This is a genomic window from Acidovorax sp. Root219 (genome assembly GCF_001428665.1).
Lineage (GTDB): Bacteria > Pseudomonadota > Gammaproteobacteria > Burkholderiales > Burkholderiaceae_C > Acidovorax.
In genome coordinates this window covers 236,880-250,112 of sequence record NZ_LMIJ01000010.1, presented here as the reverse complement: position 1 = coordinate 250,112, position 13,233 = coordinate 236,880, and the positions used below count along the sequence as shown (strand labels likewise).

The following is a 13,233-nucleotide window of genomic DNA, read 5'->3' as shown; positions in this document are numbered from 1 at the left end:
CATGAAACTCGCCATCCTGGACCGCGACGGCACGTTGAACCCGCTGGGTGAGGACTTCGTCACTTCGCCCGAGGAGTGGACGGCCGTTCCCGGCGCGCTTGAGGCCGTTGCACGCCTGAACCACGCCGGCTGGCATGTGGCGCTGGCCACCAACCAGCCGGGTCTGGGGCGCGGGCTGTTCGACGTGGTGGCGCTCAATGCCATCCACGCCAAGATGCACAAACAGCTTTCGGCCGTGGGTGGGCGCATCGACGCCGTGTTCTATTGCCCCCATGCCCCCGACGAGGACTGCGCCTGCCGCAAGCCCGGCCCGGGCCTGCTTGAGCAGATCAGCGACCGCTATGGCGTGGAGCGCAATGACGTGCAGGTGGTGGGCAGCTGCCTGGCACACCTGCAGGCCGGCGCCGCGCTCGGTGCGCAACTGCACCTGGTGTGCACGGGCAGCTCCGCCGGCGTGGTGCCGGGCCAGGCGCTGCCGCCCGGCTATCCCCCCGGCACGCAGGTGCATGCGAGCCTGGCGGCCTTCGTCGAGCAGCTGCTGCCGGCCGCCATCCCTTTGATGGCGGTCTGACCCTCAGCGCCCCTTGGTGCCTGCCACACGCCTTTGCTGCGGCGGCACCCATCGCAAGACCTTTTCACCATGGCCCTGATCCGCTCCATCATTCACCTGCTCTGGATGGCGACCACCGTCATGCCCTATGCGCTGGCCATCATGCTGGGCACGCTCTTCGGCGTGCGCGGCCTGCCGCTGTACCGCATCGCGGCCGCATGGCTGTCGCTGTGCATCAGCGGCGCACGCGTGCTGCTGGACATCCGCACCCGGGTGACGGGCATGGAGAACCTGCCGCAGGGCGAGCACGAGGGGGCGATCCTGCTGGTCAAGCACCAGTCGACCTACGAGACCTTTCTGATGCCCACGATCATGCCGCACCCGCTGGCCTACGTGTTCAAGAAGGAGCTGCTGTACGTCCCCTTCTTCGGCTGGGCCATCGGCCGGCTGGACATGATCCACATTGACCGCAGCCAGCGCGCCCAGGCCTTCAACAAGGTGGTGGAGCAGGGCAAGGACCTGCTGGCCAAGGGCATCTGGATCATCATGTTCCCCGAAGGCACGCGCATCGAGCGCGGGCAGAAGGGCACCTACAAGACCGGCGGCACCCGCCTGGCCATCGACACCGGTGCACCGGTGGTGCCGATTGCCGTGACCTCGGCCAAGGTCTGGTCGCGCAAGGCCTTCGTCAAGCGCCCCGGTGTGGTGGATGTGTCCATCGGCAAGCCGATCTCCAGCGTGGGGCGCGAGCCGGAAGAGCTGATGCGCGAGGTCGAGGACTGGATCGAGGCCGAAATGCGCCGCCTCGACCCCGAGGCCTATCCCGCAGCCGCACTGACGGCGCCCTGATCGGACCCCATTCCCATGATGCAGCGGCTCGTGCAACTGGCGTTGGACTTCTTCGACACTCCGCCTGCCAGCCCCGCACCGGCGCCCAAGGCGGTCGAGCCACCGCCGGCGGCCAGGGTTCCCGTGGCCGCACCGCCCCGGCCCGTGGGTCCGCCTGCGGTCCCGCTGCCTTCGCTGCTGTCTCCCGCCGAATTCCGCCACCCCGAGGCCAAACGCGAACTGCTGCTGGGTGACGCCGTGGTGGCGTATGCGCTGCAGCGCGCGCGCCGGCGCACCATCGGCTTCAGCGTGGGCCCGGACGGCCTCTCGGTGCGCGCCCCCAGCTGGGTCACCCTGGGCGCCATCGACGCGGCGCTGCGCGAAAAGTCCGAGTGGATCGTGCGCAAGCTCGGCGAGGCGCGTGAGCGCCAGCAGCGCATGGAAGGCGGACGCATCGTCTGGGCGGATGGCGCCGTGCTGCCCTACCTGGGCCGGCCGGTCACTGTGGTGCTGGACCCCGCGCACGGCTTCAGCGGCCGTGGTGGGCAGCTCAAAACCATCGCCGCAGCCGAGGACCCGGATGCACCGCTGGCCTCGCGCCTGCACATCGGCCTGCCGCACAGCGCCGGGCCTGCGCAGATCCGCGATGCCGTGCAGGTTTGGCTGATGCGCGATGCCAAGCGCCACTTCACCGAGCGGCTGGAGCACTTTGCGCCGCTCTTGGGCGTGCGCTGGACCAGCCTGCGCCTGTCGAGCGCGCAGACGCGCTGGGGCAGCGCCAAGGCCGACGGCTCCATCCGCCTGAACTGGCGCCTGCTGCACTACCGGCCTGCGGTCATCGACTACGTGGTGGCGCACGAGCTGGCCCACCTGCGCGTGATGGACCACAGCCCGCGTTTCTGGGACACGGTGGCCACCGTGGTGCCCGACTATGCGGCCCTGCGCAACCACCTGCGCGACGAGCCAGCACCGCTCTGGGATTGAGCGCGCGCAGGGCGGGGCGAAACCGGGCGCGGCAAAATGGCGGAAACCACCGCATTCAGGCCCACCATGATTCCCCTGCAGCTCTTCGATCCCGCCTCCAGCACCTACACCTACGTGCTGCATGACCCCGCTACCCGCCAGGCCGTCATCATCGACCCGGTGGACGAGCAGCTCGACCGCGACCTGGCCGCGCTGCAGTCCCTGGGACTCACGCTGCGCTGGACGCTGGAGACGCACACCCATGCCGACCACATCACGAGCGCCGCCCGCCTGGCGGAGCACACGGGCGCGCAGACCGCGGTGCCCGCAGGCTGCGACATCGGCACGGCGGTCGTGCAGCTGCAGCATGGCGACACCCTGGCCTTCGGCGGCGAGACGCTGCAGGCGCTGCACACGCCCGGCCACACGGCTGGCAGCATGTCCTACCGTTGGCGCAACCATGTGTTCACGGGCGATGCGCTGCTCATCAACGGCTGCGGCCGCACGGACTTCCAGTCGGGCGATGCGGCCGAGCTGTACCGCAGCATCACCGGCGTGCTGTTCGCACTGCCGGGCGACACCACCGTCTGGCCCGGCCATGACTACCAGGGCCGCAGCCACAGCAGCATCGCTGCCGAAAAGGCCGGCAATGCGCGCGTGGCCGGCCGCAGCGAGGCAGAATTCGTGGCCCTGATGGACTCGCTCAACCTGCCGCGTCCGCGCCGCATGGACGAGGCCGTGCCCGCCAACCAGCACTCGGGCCAGCGCCAGGACGCCGATGGCGCGGCGCTGCAGGCGCCGCGCGGGGCCGAGGGCTATGCCGGCGACGTGTCACCGGCGCTGGCCTGGCAGTGGGTGCAGGACGGCCAGGCCGTGCTGGTCGACGTGCGCAGCGATGCCGAGCGCGAATGGGTGGGCCAAGTGCCGGGGGCCGTGCCCGTGGCCTGGAAGCAGTGGCCCGGCATGGCCATGAATGCCGATTTCGATGCGCAGATTCGCCTGGCTGTGCCCGAAGGCGGGCGCGTTGTATTGCTGTGCCGCAGCGGCGTGCGCTCCGTGGCGGCCGCGAAGCGTGCGACGGAGTTGGGCATTACGGCCTACAACATTCTCGAAGGCTTCGAGGGCGACGCCGATGGCCAAGCCCACCGCGGGCGCAAGGGCGGCTGGCGCTACCGCGGCCTGCCATGGCGTCAGGGTTGAAGACACAGCTCCATGAAAAAAGCGGGCCATGTGGCCCGCTGTTCGTTGGGGAGCGCTGTGCGCTCAGAGTGGCGGAATGCGCAGCTTCTGGCCGGGGTAGATCTTGTCGGGGTGCGTGAGCATGGGCTTGTTGGCCTCGAAGATCTGGGGGTACTTGTTGGCATCGCCGTAGAACTTCTTGGCGATGGCCGAGAGCGTGTCGCCGCGCACCACGTCGTGGTACTGGGCTTCGGGCTCGGGGTTGGTCACGTTCATCAGGTTCTCGACGCTGGTGACGCTGGCCACGTTGCCGCAGCACAGGGTGATCTTTTCCTTGGCCGCCTGCGTGGGGGCGTCGCCCTTGACGGTGACCTTGCCCTGGCTGCCATCGAACGCCACCTGCACGTTGGTCGCGCCCAGGTTCTGCGTGCCGATGTAGGTCTCGATGGCCTTGGCGGCCTTGGCGTTGAGTTCGTCCGGCGATGGAGCGGCGGCCGTGGCGGCCTGTGCTTCCTTGCCACCGAACAGCTTTTCGCCGGCTTCCTTGATGAAACTGAAAAGACCCATGTCGTATCTCCTAAGGTTGCAGAAACAGGAAGGGCCACTGTAGCGGCAAAGTGCGACACCCTGGTGTAAGACGGGCGCGCGACACGATTTTTCACATTGGCAGGTACCGCTGTCGCCGGGGCGACGAGCTGCGCTGCTGCCTTTGGCAAATGCACCAAGTGCGCATGGCCAAAACTCGGGATAATCCGCCGCATGACTTTTCTGGCCATCGACGTCGGCAACACCCGTCTCAAATGGGCGTTGTACGACGCCCACCGCCCCGGGGCTGCGCTGTTGGCGCATGGCGCCGAGTTCCTGGACCATATCGAGAAGCTCGCCGAAGGCAGCTGGGCAGCCCTGCCAGCGCCCGAGCGCATGCTGGGCTGCGTGGTGGCGGGCGATGCCGCCAAGCGCCGCGTGCAGGAGCAGATGGAGCTCTGGGATGTGGGCGCCCAGTGGGTGGTCTCATCCGACGAAGAGGCGGGGCTGGTCAATGGCTACGACCACCCCTCGCGCCTGGGCTCGGACCGCTGGGTGGCCATGATCGGTGCGCGCCACCACGTGCTGGCCCAGGGCCCTGCGCGGCCGCTGGTGGTGGTGATGGTGGGCACGGCGGTCACCGTGGAGTGCATCGATGCGCACGGGCGCTTTCTGGGTGGGTTGATCCTGCCGGGCCACGGCATCATGCTGCGCGCACTCGAAACAGGCACCGCCGGCCTGCACGTGCCCACGGGCGACGTGCGCATGTTCCCCACCAACACCAGCGATGCACTGACCAGCGGCGGCACCTACGCCATCGCCGGTGCCGTGGAGCGCATGGTGCAGCATGTCATCCAGCACTGCGGCGAGGAGCCGGCCTGCATCATGACCGGCGGCGCCGGCTGGAAGATGGCGCCGAGCATGACGCGCCCCTTCGAGCTGGTGGACAACCTGATCTTTGACGGCCTGCTGGAGATCGCCTCGCGCCGTTTCGCCAACTGAGCGCCGGGGCGTCGCCCGGCAGCTTCAATCTTCCAGTTCAGCGCGCGCCATTTCCACGTCCAGGCGCTCCATCGCGTCGGCAGACTCGCAGGCAGCGGCCTTCTCGTAGAGCTGGGTCGCCTCCTTCATCTTCTTGTCGCCTTCAAGCATCACCAGTGCATTCGCGTACTCCACCATGGCGATGGCCGAGCCGGGGTTGAGCTTCAGGGCCTCCTGGAACAGCTTGAGCCCCGTGTCCTTCTTGGCGCCATAGGTCATGCCGCCGATCAGCGAGCCCACCTTGTCGATCACCTCGGCGTGGAAAGCGCCCAGCGCAATGCGGGCGTCGGCATGCTTGGGTGCCAGGGCAATGGATTTTTCCAGCGATTCCTTGACCTTGCCGCCCAGGCCCTGGGCCAGGGCCTTGGCCACGCTGATGCCCTGGCTGTAGCGGCCCAGGGCATAGGCATGCCAGTACCAGGCGTTGGCGTTGTTCGGGTCTTCGCCGGCCTGGGCTTCGGCGCGCTCGGCCACCTGGGTGAACAGGTCCAGGCGCGTCTTCTCCTTTTGCTCCAGGTAGTTGGCGTAGATGGCCGTGGCCTTGTTGGCCACTGTGATGCCGGGGCCGCCAGCGGCCAGGCCGGCTGCCGTCGCCTTCTCGAAATCACCGCTGTGGAACAGCGCCCAGGCCTGCAGCACGGCCGCATCCTTGGGGCAGGGTTCGACGTCGCCGCTGTGCAGTCGCGCCCAGTGCTTCTTGACGCTCGTGGCGTCGAAGCTGTAGTCACCCGCATGGGGAAAAGGGGTCCATTTGGCCATGGTGTGTCTCCTGTGGTTCTTGGGGTCGGGTGTAGGGTGTGGACAGGGCGCCCTGGGGCTCAGCCCGGCGCGGTGGCATAGGCACCGACGAGTTCCAGCAGGTGTGCGCGCTGCCCGCTTTCCAGGTAGGGCATCAGCAGGTTGAGCACGTGGTGGGCTCCGCGCAGCAGGGCTGCCTGGGCGCTCTCGGGCTCCAGCGCGCGGCGCGGGTCGCGCACGTACTCGAAGCTCAGCCAGTAGGTCAGCACCACCACCATGCTGGTCGCGGTGGCCTCCAGCTCGCGCGTGTCGATGTGCAGCGCGTCCGATCGGCCCATGCCGTCCAGCATGGCGCGCACGGCCCGGGTCTTGTTCTTGAGGATGGCCTGGAAATGCGTCTCCAGGCGCCGGTTCTTGGACAGCAGGTCGTTGAGGTCGCGGTACAGGAAGCGGTACTGCCAGATCAGCTCGAACAGCGTGTGCATGAAGAACCAGGCGTCCTCCACGTTGCGCACGCCATCGGCGGCAGCGAGCAGCTCGGTCAGCGACTGTTCGTAGCGGTCGAACAGCGCATTGATCAGCTCGTCCTTGGCCGGGTAGTGGTAGTACAGGTTGCCGGGGCTGATGCGCAGCTCGGCCGAGATCAGGGTGGTGGAGACGTTGGGTTCGCCGAACCGGTTGAACAGCTCCAGCGTGACTTCCAGAATGCGTTCTGCGGTGCGTCGCGGCGCTTTCTTCACCATGTGTGCGGGCCCTCTTCGCGTCGATTGGGATCGGTGTTGGTATGTCTCTGGGGGCTACTCTAACCGAGCCGCAGATGCTGCACTGCATCAATATTGGCATGTCCTTGGAACGTGTTGACGTTCCGGCTGCGGCCACCCGCGCAGAGAGCGCGGCCCGTGGCTCGAAGCGTGCCACAACGCAAAAGCGGCTGGCACGCACAAGGCGTGTCAGCCGCTTGCTGCAGCGGGCGGGCCCGCTGGCAGGAGGTCAGTTGGAAGCAGCAGGTGCCGAGGCGGAAGCTGCGGCCTTGGCGCTGGCCTTCTTGGCAGGGGCTGCGGCCTTCTTGGCGGGAGCGGCCTTGGCTGCAGGCTTGGCGGCGGCCTTGCGGGGAGCGGCTGCCTTCTTGGCGGCGGCTTTCTTTGCGGGGGCTGCTGCCTTCACGGCGGCCTTGGCAGGGGTCTTGGCCGAAGCGGCCGCCTTGCCGGCGCCCTTGGTGAGTGCGTCCACGCGGGCGGTCAGGGCTTCCAGGTCACGCGCCGAAGGCACGCCGAGCTTGGACAGGGCCTTGGCCACACGGTCTTCGAAGATGTTCTCGAGCTTGTCCCACTGGCCCTGGGCCTTGGAGCCGATGTCGCTGGCCATGGTGGTCACGCGGCTCGTCGCTTCGGAGATCTTCTCTTCGGCCACGGCCTGGGTCTTGCGCTGGATGGACAGGCCTTCCTTGACCAGGGACTCGAACACCTTGCCGCCTTCTTCCTGGGCCTTGGAGAAGGCACCCAGGCCCGCCAGCCAGATCTGCTGGGCCGAGTCCTTGACGGTGCTGGACAGCTGGGCGTTGCTCTTCTTGTTGTCGGCGCTGAGTTTCTGCAGTTTCTTGACCATGGGGCCTCCGGTATGCGGGTGGGTAGTGGGGGTTGCCAGTGCCGGTTGGCTTTGGCGCATGGCCGAACTGTACGCCGCGCGGCAGGCCAGATGTAGGCGCGCGCTCCTAAAAACGTAGAGCGCAGCGTCTAGGGAGCGGTGGCCGGGCCACCTGGCTGCGCGGGTTTGTGCTGAAGCCGCCGGCCATGCGCTTGCGCAAGAATGAACAGATCTCACAGGAGTTTTTCCATGCAGTATTTCGTGACGGGAGCGACGGGGTTCATTGGCAAGCGGCTCGTGAAGAAGCTGCTGGAGCGCAAGGGAGCCGTGGTGCATTTCCTGATCCGGCAGGGGAGCGCGGACAAGGTGGCCGACCTGCGCAGCTACTGGGGCGTGTCCGCCGCACGGGCCGTGCCGGTGTTCGGCGACCTCACGGCCAGGAAGCTCGGTGTGGCCTCCGAGGACGTGAAAAAGCTCAAGGGACAGATCGACCATTTCTACCACCTGGCGGCGGTCTACGACCTCGGTGCCGACGAAGAGACCCAGGTGGCCGTGAACATCGAGGGCACTCGCAACACCGTGGACCTGGCCAAGGCGATCGACGCCGGGCATTTCCACCATGTCTCGTCCATCGCTGCGGCCGGCCTGTACGAGGGCGTGTTCCGCGAGGACATGTTCGAGGAGGCCGAGGGCCTCGATCACCCCTACTTCCAGACCAAGCACGAGAGCGAGAAGATCGTGCGCCAGGACTGCAAGGTGCCCTGGACGGTGTACCGCCCGGCCATGGTGGTGGGCGACAGCACGACCGGCGAGATGGACAAGATCGACGGCCCCTACTATTTCTTCAAGCTGATCCAGCGCCTGCGCCAGTTGCTGCCGCCCTGGATGCCCACCGTGGGCCTGGAGGGCGGGCGCGTGAACATCGTGCCGGTGGACTTCGTGGTCAATGCGCTCAACGTCATCAGCCACCAGCAGTCCATTGCCAAAAAATGCTTCCATCTGGTGGACCCGGTCGGCTACCGCGTGGGCGACGTGCTGGACATCTTCAGCCGCGCCGCGCATGCGCCGCGCATGAACCTCTTCATCAACGCCGCGCTACTGGGCTTCATCCCCAAGGGCATCAAGAAGAGCCTGATGGCCATGGCCCCCGTGCGCCGCGTGCGCAACGCCGTGATGAAGGACCTGGGCCTGCCCGAGGACATGCTGACCTTCGTGAACTACCCCACGCGCTTTGACTGCCGCGAGACCCTGGCGGCGCTCAAGGGCTCGGGCGTGACCTGCCCCAATCTCAAGGATTACGCCTGGCGCCTGTGGGACTACTGGGAGCGCAACCTCGACCCCGAGCTGTTCATCGACCGCAGCCTCAAGGGCACGGTGGCCGGCAAGGTGGTGCTGGTGACGGGGGGCTCCTCGGGCATCGGCCTGGCAGCGGCGCACAAGTTCGCCGAGGCCGGTGCCACCACCGTCATCTGCGGGCGCGACCAGGACAAGCTCGACGAAGCCTGCGCCGAGGCCCGGGCCAAGGGCTACGAGTTCATCGCCTACGCCGCCGATATCGCGGACATGGCCGATTGCGATCGCTTCGTGCAGTTGCTCATCGACAAGCATGGCGGCGTGGACTTCCTGATCAACAACGCGGGCCGCTCCATCCGCCGTGCCATCGAGTCGAGCTACGACCGCTTCCACGACTACGAGCGCACCATGCAGCTCAATTACTTCGGCTGCCTGCGCGTGACCATGGGCTTTTTGCCGGGTATGGTGGCCAAGCGCAAGGGCCATGTGATCAACATCAGCTCCATCGGCGTGCTGACGAATGCGCCGCGCTTTTCGGCCTATGTGGCCAGCAAGGCGGCGCTTGATGCCTGGACGCGCTGCGCGTCGAGCGAGTTCGCCGACCAGGGCATCACCTTCACCACCATCAACATGCCGCTGGTGCGCACGCCCATGATCGCGCCGACCAAGATCTACAACAACGTGCCCACGCTGAGCCCCGAGGAGGCGGCGGACATGATCGCCCAGGCCTGTATCTTCAAGCCGGTGCGCATCGCCACGCGCCTGGGCATCACCGGCCAGTTACTGCATGCCCTGGTGCCCCGCGTGGCGCAGATCACCATGAACACCAGCTTTCGCATGTTCCCGGATTCCACTGCCGCCAAGGGCAGCAAGGACGCCAAGCCACAGCTGTCGGCCGAGGCGGTGGCGCTGCAGCAGATGATGCGCGGTATCCATTTCTGATGGCCTTTCAACCCGCCCCGGGGAGCCCGTGTTGAACTCTGTTACCGGGTAACCGGGCAGGGTGGGATAATCGCGGGTTCTGCCGAGCAGGCATTTCACACAGCCCACCCTATGATTCTGGTTACCGGCGGCGCGGGTTTCATCGGCGCCAACTTCGTTCTTGACTGGCTTGCTGCCTCCAGCGAGCCTGTCGTCAACCTCGACAAGCTCACCTACGCGGGCAATCTGCACAACCTGGACAGCATCCAGGGTGATGCACGCCATGTCTTCGTGCAGGGCGATATCGGCGACAGCGCCCTCATCGCCCGCCTGCTGGCCGAGCACCAACCCCGCGCGGTGGTCAACTTCGCGGCCGAATCGCATGTGGACCGCTCCATCCACGGACCCGAGGATTTCATCCAGACCAACATCGTTGGCTCGTTCCGCCTGCTGGAGGCCGTGCGTGCCTATTGGAGCGCGCTGCCCGAGGGCGAGCGCGAAGCCTTCCGCTTCCTGCACGTCTCCACCGACGAGGTTTACGGATCGCTGGCACCCACCGACCCGGCCTTTGCCGAGACGCGCGGTTTCGAGCCCAACAGCCCCTACAGCGCCAGCAAGGCCGCCAGCGACCACCTGGTGCGCGCCTGGCACCACACCTACGGCCTGCCGGTGCTGACCACCAACTGCAGCAACAACTACGGGCCCTACCACTTCCCCGAGAAGCTGATCCCGCTGATGATCGTCAACGCCCTGGCCGGCAAGAACCTGCCGGTCTACGGCGACGGCATGCAGGTGCGCGACTGGCTGTACGTGAAGGACCACTGCAGCGCCATCCGCCGCGTGCTGGAAGCCGGCACTGCCGGCGAGACCTACAACGTGGGCGGCTGGAACGAAAAGCCCAACATCGAGATCGTGAACATGGTCTGTGGCCTGCTCGACGAGTTGCGCCCGCGTGCCGACGGCCAGAGCTACCGCACCCAGATCACCTATGTGAAGGATCGTCCCGGCCACGACCGCCGTTACGCCATCGATGCGCGCAAGATCGAGCGCGAGCTGGGCTGGAAGCCCGCTGAGACCTTCGACACCGGCATCCGCAAGACGGTGCAGTGGTACCTGGACCATGCCGACTGGGTGGCCAGCGTGCAGACCGGTTCCTACCGCGACTGGGTGCAGACCCAGTATGCGCAGGAGCCTGCAGCCGTGGCGGATGCCAGCGCATGAACATCCTGCTCTTTGGAAAGGGCGGCCAGGTCGGCTGGGAGCTGCAGCGCAGCCTGTCGGTGTTCGGTACCGTCACGGCGCTGGATTTCGACAGCACGGAACACTGCGGTGACTTCGCCAACCCGGCCGGCGTAGCCGAGACGGTGCGCGCCCTGCGCCCTGACGTCATCGTCAATGCTGCCGCCCACACCGCCGTGGACAAGGCCGAGAGCGAGGTCGACTTCGCGCGCACCCTCAACGCCACCACGCCCGGCGCCATTGCGCAGGAGGCCGCGAAGCTCGGCGCCTGGCTGGTGCACTACAGCACCGACTATGTGTTCGATGGCAGCGGCAGCCGCCCCTGGGTGGAGACCGATGCCCCTGCGCCCCTGAGCGTCTACGGCCGCACCAAGCTCGAAGGCGAGCAGCTGATCGCCCAGTCGGGTGCCAGGCACCTGATCCTGCGCACCAGCTGGGTCTATGCGGCACGCGGCGGCAATTTCGCCAAGACCATGCTGCGCCTGGCCCAGGAGCGCGAGCGCCTGACGGTGATCGACGACCAGTGGGGCGCCCCCACCGGCGCCGACCTGCTGGCCGACGTGACCGCCCATGCCATCCGCCACCTGCAGCAGCGCCCTGAGGATGCGGGCCTGTACCACCTGGTGGCGGCTGGCGAGACCAACTGGAACGAGTACGCGAAGTACGTGCTGGCGGTGGCCGCCAGGCACCCGGTGGCTGAAAAGATCATTGCCAAGGAAGTGGCGCCCGTTCCGACCAGCGCCTTCCCCACCCCGGCCGTGCGCCCCCACAACTCGCGCCTGGACACCACCAAGCTGCGCAGCACTTTCGGTCTGACCCTGCCGCATTGGCAGACGGGCGTGGCGCGCATGCTCACCGAGATTCTCTGAGAACGACCAACATGACGGCACGCAAAGGCATCATCCTCGCCGGAGGCTCCGGTACCCGGCTGCACCCGGCCACCCTGGCCATCAGCAAGCAGTTGCTGCCGGTGTACGACAAACCCATGATCTATTACCCGCTGAGCACCTTGATGCTAGCGGGCATCCGCGACATCCTGGTGATCAGCACGCCGCAGGACACGCCGCGCTTCGAGCAACTGCTCGGCGATGGCAGCCAGTGGGGCATCAATCTGCAGTACGCGGTGCAGGCAAGCCCGGACGGCCTGGCCCAGGCCTTCGTGATCGGCGAGTCCTTCCTCGGCGATTCCCCCAGCGCGCTGGTGCTGGGGGACAACATCTTCCACGGCCATGACTTTCATGAGCTGCTGGGTAGCGCGACCGAGCGCCAGAGTGGCGCCAGCGTGTTCGCTTACCATGTGCATGACCCCGAACGCTATGGCGTGGCCGAGTTCGATGCGCAGGGCAAGGTGCTGTCGCTCGAAGAAAAGCCCAAGGTCCCCAAGTCGAGCTATGCGGTGACGGGCCTGTACTTCTACGACAATCAAGTGGTGGAGCTGGCCAAGGGGCTCAGGCCCTCGGCCCGCGGCGAGTACGAGATCACCGACCTCAACCGTCTGTACCTGGAGCGCGGCCAGTTGAATGTGGAGATCATGGGCCGGGGCTACGCTTGGCTCGATACCGGCACGCACGAGAGCCTGCTCGAAGCCGGCCAGTTCATCGCCACGCTGGAGCACCGCCAGGGCCTGAAGATCGCATGCCCTGAAGAGATCGCCTGGCGCAGCCAGTGGATCGACAGTGCCCAACTCGAGCGTCTGGCCCAGCCGCTGACCAAGAACGGGTACGGCCAGTACCTGATGCGCGTGCTCAAAGAAAAGATCTACTGATTTCCTGAAATTCACTCCATGCAAGCAACCCGCCTGGCCATTCCCGATGTCGTGCTGATCGAACCCAAGAAGTTCGGCGATGCGCGCGGCTTCTTCTTCGAGAGCTTCAACCAGCGTGCATTCAACGAGGCCACCGGTACCGACCACCAGTTCGTGCAGGACAACCACAGCCGCAGCGCCCGCGGCGTGCTGCGTGGACTGCACTACCAGGTCCAGCAGCCCCAGGGCAAGCTGGTGCGCGTGGTGCGCGGTGCCGTGTTCGACGTGGCGGTGGACATCCGCAAGGCCTCGCCCACCTTCGGCCAGTGGGTCGGCGAAGAGCTGAGCGAAGACAACCACCGCCAGCTGTGGGTGCCGCCAGACTTTGCGCACGGCTTCCTCGTGCTCAGCGAGACGGCGGAGTTCCTGTACAAGACCACCGACTACTACGCGCCGGCGCACGAGCGCTGCATCATCTGGAACGACCCCTCCATCGGCATCGAGTGGCCCGACATCGGTGCCAACCCTTTGCTGTCGGCCAAGGACCAGCAGGGCCTGACCCTGGAGAATGCGGAAGTCTTCGCTGCTGTCGCCGCCCGCTGACGGCGGGCCGTGGCGCACCTGAAAA

Annotated in this window: 14 protein-coding genes and 1 pseudogene; 11 read left to right on the top strand and 4 right to left on the bottom strand. The window is 66.7% G+C overall.

Annotated features, from left to right (window positions below):
- Position 1 precedes the first annotated feature (1 nt).
- The 5 genes and pseudogenes from gmhB to ASE28_RS32915 all read left to right on the top strand — a co-directional run bounded on the left by gmhB (position 2) and on the right by ASE28_RS32915 (position 3,541).
- Positions 2 to 571, top strand: a complete 570-nt coding sequence (gmhB, locus tag ASE28_RS09460) for a D-glycero-beta-D-manno-heptose 1,7-bisphosphate 7-phosphatase (RefSeq protein WP_057200018.1) — start codon at positions 2 to 4, stop codon at positions 569 to 571.
- Positions 572 to 640: 69 nt separating this feature from the next.
- Positions 641 to 1,399 (top strand): 1-acyl-sn-glycerol-3-phosphate acyltransferase, encoded by a 759-nt coding sequence (locus tag ASE28_RS09455; protein WP_057200240.1) that lies wholly within the window; start codon positions 641 to 643, stop codon positions 1,397 to 1,399.
- Positions 1,400 to 1,417: 18 nt separating this feature from the next.
- A complete protein-coding gene (locus ASE28_RS09450; RefSeq protein ID WP_057266576.1) occupies positions 1,418 to 2,362 on the top strand; it encodes a M48 family metallopeptidase in 945 nt (314 codons plus the stop codon).
- Between the two features lie 36 nt (positions 2,363 to 2,398).
- A pseudogene (locus ASE28_RS32920) lies at positions 2,399 to 2,929 on the top strand (MBL fold metallo-hydrolase); the annotation flags it as partial.
- 201 nt (positions 2,930 to 3,130) lie between these two features.
- On the top strand, positions 3,131 to 3,541 hold the full coding sequence (locus tag ASE28_RS32915; protein WP_369818153.1) for a rhodanese-like domain-containing protein: 411 nt from the start codon (positions 3,131 to 3,133) through the stop codon (positions 3,539 to 3,541).
- Between the two features lie 63 nt (positions 3,542 to 3,604).
- Here the strand turns inward: ASE28_RS32915 and lysM are convergent, their stop codons facing one another.
- Positions 3,605 to 4,087: a peptidoglycan-binding protein LysM gene (gene lysM, locus ASE28_RS09440; RefSeq protein ID WP_057200020.1), complete on the bottom strand. Its 483-nt coding sequence runs from the start codon at positions 4,085 to 4,087 to the stop codon at positions 3,605 to 3,607.
- Positions 4,088 to 4,279: 192 nt separating this feature from the next.
- Here lysM and ASE28_RS09435 point away from each other — a divergent pair, with 192 nt between their 5' ends.
- Positions 4,280 to 5,047, top strand: coding sequence for a type III pantothenate kinase (locus tag ASE28_RS09435; protein ID WP_057266383.1), 768 nt, complete (start codon positions 4,280 to 4,282; stop codon positions 5,045 to 5,047).
- 24 nt (positions 5,048 to 5,071) lie between these two features.
- Here ASE28_RS09435 and ASE28_RS09430 read toward each other — a convergent pair whose 3' ends face one another.
- The 3 genes from ASE28_RS09430 to ASE28_RS09420 form a co-directional block, all read right to left on the bottom strand.
- On the bottom strand, positions 5,072 to 5,845 hold the full coding sequence (locus ASE28_RS09430; protein WP_057266382.1) for a hypothetical protein: 774 nt from the start codon (positions 5,843 to 5,845) through the stop codon (positions 5,072 to 5,074).
- A gap of 59 nt (positions 5,846 to 5,904) precedes the next feature.
- Positions 5,905 to 6,567 carry a TetR/AcrR family transcriptional regulator gene (locus ASE28_RS09425; RefSeq protein WP_057266381.1) on the bottom strand — a complete coding sequence of 221 codons (663 nt, stop codon included), beginning with the start codon at positions 6,565 to 6,567 and terminating at the stop codon, positions 5,905 to 5,907.
- Between the two features lie 247 nt (positions 6,568 to 6,814).
- Positions 6,815 to 7,429 (bottom strand): phasin family protein, encoded by a 615-nt coding sequence (locus ASE28_RS09420; RefSeq protein WP_057266380.1) that lies wholly within the window; start codon positions 7,427 to 7,429, stop codon positions 6,815 to 6,817.
- 228 nt (positions 7,430 to 7,657) lie between these two features.
- Here ASE28_RS09420 and ASE28_RS09415 point away from each other — a divergent pair, with 228 nt between their 5' ends.
- The 5 genes from ASE28_RS09415 to rfbC all read left to right on the top strand — a co-directional run bounded on the left by ASE28_RS09415 (position 7,658) and on the right by rfbC (position 13,208).
- Positions 7,658 to 9,643: an SDR family oxidoreductase gene (locus tag ASE28_RS09415; protein ID WP_057266379.1), complete on the top strand. Its 1,986-nt coding sequence runs from the start codon at positions 7,658 to 7,660 to the stop codon at positions 9,641 to 9,643.
- A gap of 111 nt (positions 9,644 to 9,754) precedes the next feature.
- Positions 9,755 to 10,843 (top strand): dTDP-glucose 4,6-dehydratase, encoded by a 1,089-nt coding sequence (gene rfbB / locus ASE28_RS09410; protein ID WP_057200025.1) that lies wholly within the window; start codon positions 9,755 to 9,757, stop codon positions 10,841 to 10,843.
- A complete protein-coding gene (rfbD, locus tag ASE28_RS09405; protein WP_057200026.1) occupies positions 10,840 to 11,730 on the top strand; it encodes a dTDP-4-dehydrorhamnose reductase in 891 nt (296 codons plus the stop codon). The genes rfbB and rfbD overlap by 4 nt, the downstream gene beginning before the upstream one ends.
- Positions 11,731 to 11,741: 11 nt before the next feature.
- The gene (rfbA, locus tag ASE28_RS09400; protein WP_057200027.1) at positions 11,742 to 12,626 is read left to right on the top strand and encodes a glucose-1-phosphate thymidylyltransferase RfbA; all 885 of its coding nucleotides are present in this window, start codon (positions 11,742 to 11,744) and stop codon (positions 12,624 to 12,626) included.
- Between the two features lie 18 nt (positions 12,627 to 12,644).
- A complete protein-coding gene (gene rfbC, locus ASE28_RS09395) occupies positions 12,645 to 13,208 on the top strand; it encodes a dTDP-4-dehydrorhamnose 3,5-epimerase (RefSeq protein WP_057266378.1) in 564 nt (187 codons plus the stop codon).
- Positions 13,209 to 13,233: the final 25 nt, after the last annotated feature.

Coding starts and splice junctions, on each gene's coding strand:
- gmhB (WP_057200018.1), top strand. CDS start 2: ATGAAACTCGCCATCCTGGACCGCGACGGCACGTTGAACCCGCTGGGT.
- ASE28_RS09455 (WP_057200240.1), top strand. CDS start 641: ATGGCCCTGATCCGCTCCATCATTCACCTGCTCTGGATGGCGACCACC.
- ASE28_RS09450 (WP_057266576.1), top strand. CDS start 1,418: ATGCAGCGGCTCGTGCAACTGGCGTTGGACTTCTTCGACACTCCGCCT.
- lysM (WP_057200020.1), bottom strand. CDS start 4,087: ATGGGTCTTTTCAGTTTCATCAAGGAAGCCGGCGAAAAGCTGTTCGGT.
- ASE28_RS09435 (WP_057266383.1), top strand. CDS start 4,280: ATGACTTTTCTGGCCATCGACGTCGGCAACACCCGTCTCAAATGGGCG.
- ASE28_RS09430 (WP_057266382.1), bottom strand. CDS start 5,845: ATGGCCAAATGGACCCCTTTTCCCCATGCGGGTGACTACAGCTTCGAC.
- ASE28_RS09425 (WP_057266381.1), bottom strand. CDS start 6,567: ATGGTGAAGAAAGCGCCGCGACGCACCGCAGAACGCATTCTGGAAGTC.
- ASE28_RS09420 (WP_057266380.1), bottom strand. CDS start 7,429: ATGGTCAAGAAACTGCAGAAACTCAGCGCCGACAACAAGAAGAGCAAC.
- ASE28_RS09415 (WP_057266379.1), top strand. CDS start 7,658: ATGCAGTATTTCGTGACGGGAGCGACGGGGTTCATTGGCAAGCGGCTC.
- rfbB (WP_057200025.1), top strand. CDS start 9,755: ATGATTCTGGTTACCGGCGGCGCGGGTTTCATCGGCGCCAACTTCGTT.
- rfbD (WP_057200026.1), top strand. CDS start 10,840: ATGAACATCCTGCTCTTTGGAAAGGGCGGCCAGGTCGGCTGGGAGCTG.
- rfbA (WP_057200027.1), top strand. CDS start 11,742: ATGACGGCACGCAAAGGCATCATCCTCGCCGGAGGCTCCGGTACCCGG.
- rfbC (WP_057266378.1), top strand. CDS start 12,645: ATGCAAGCAACCCGCCTGGCCATTCCCGATGTCGTGCTGATCGAACCC.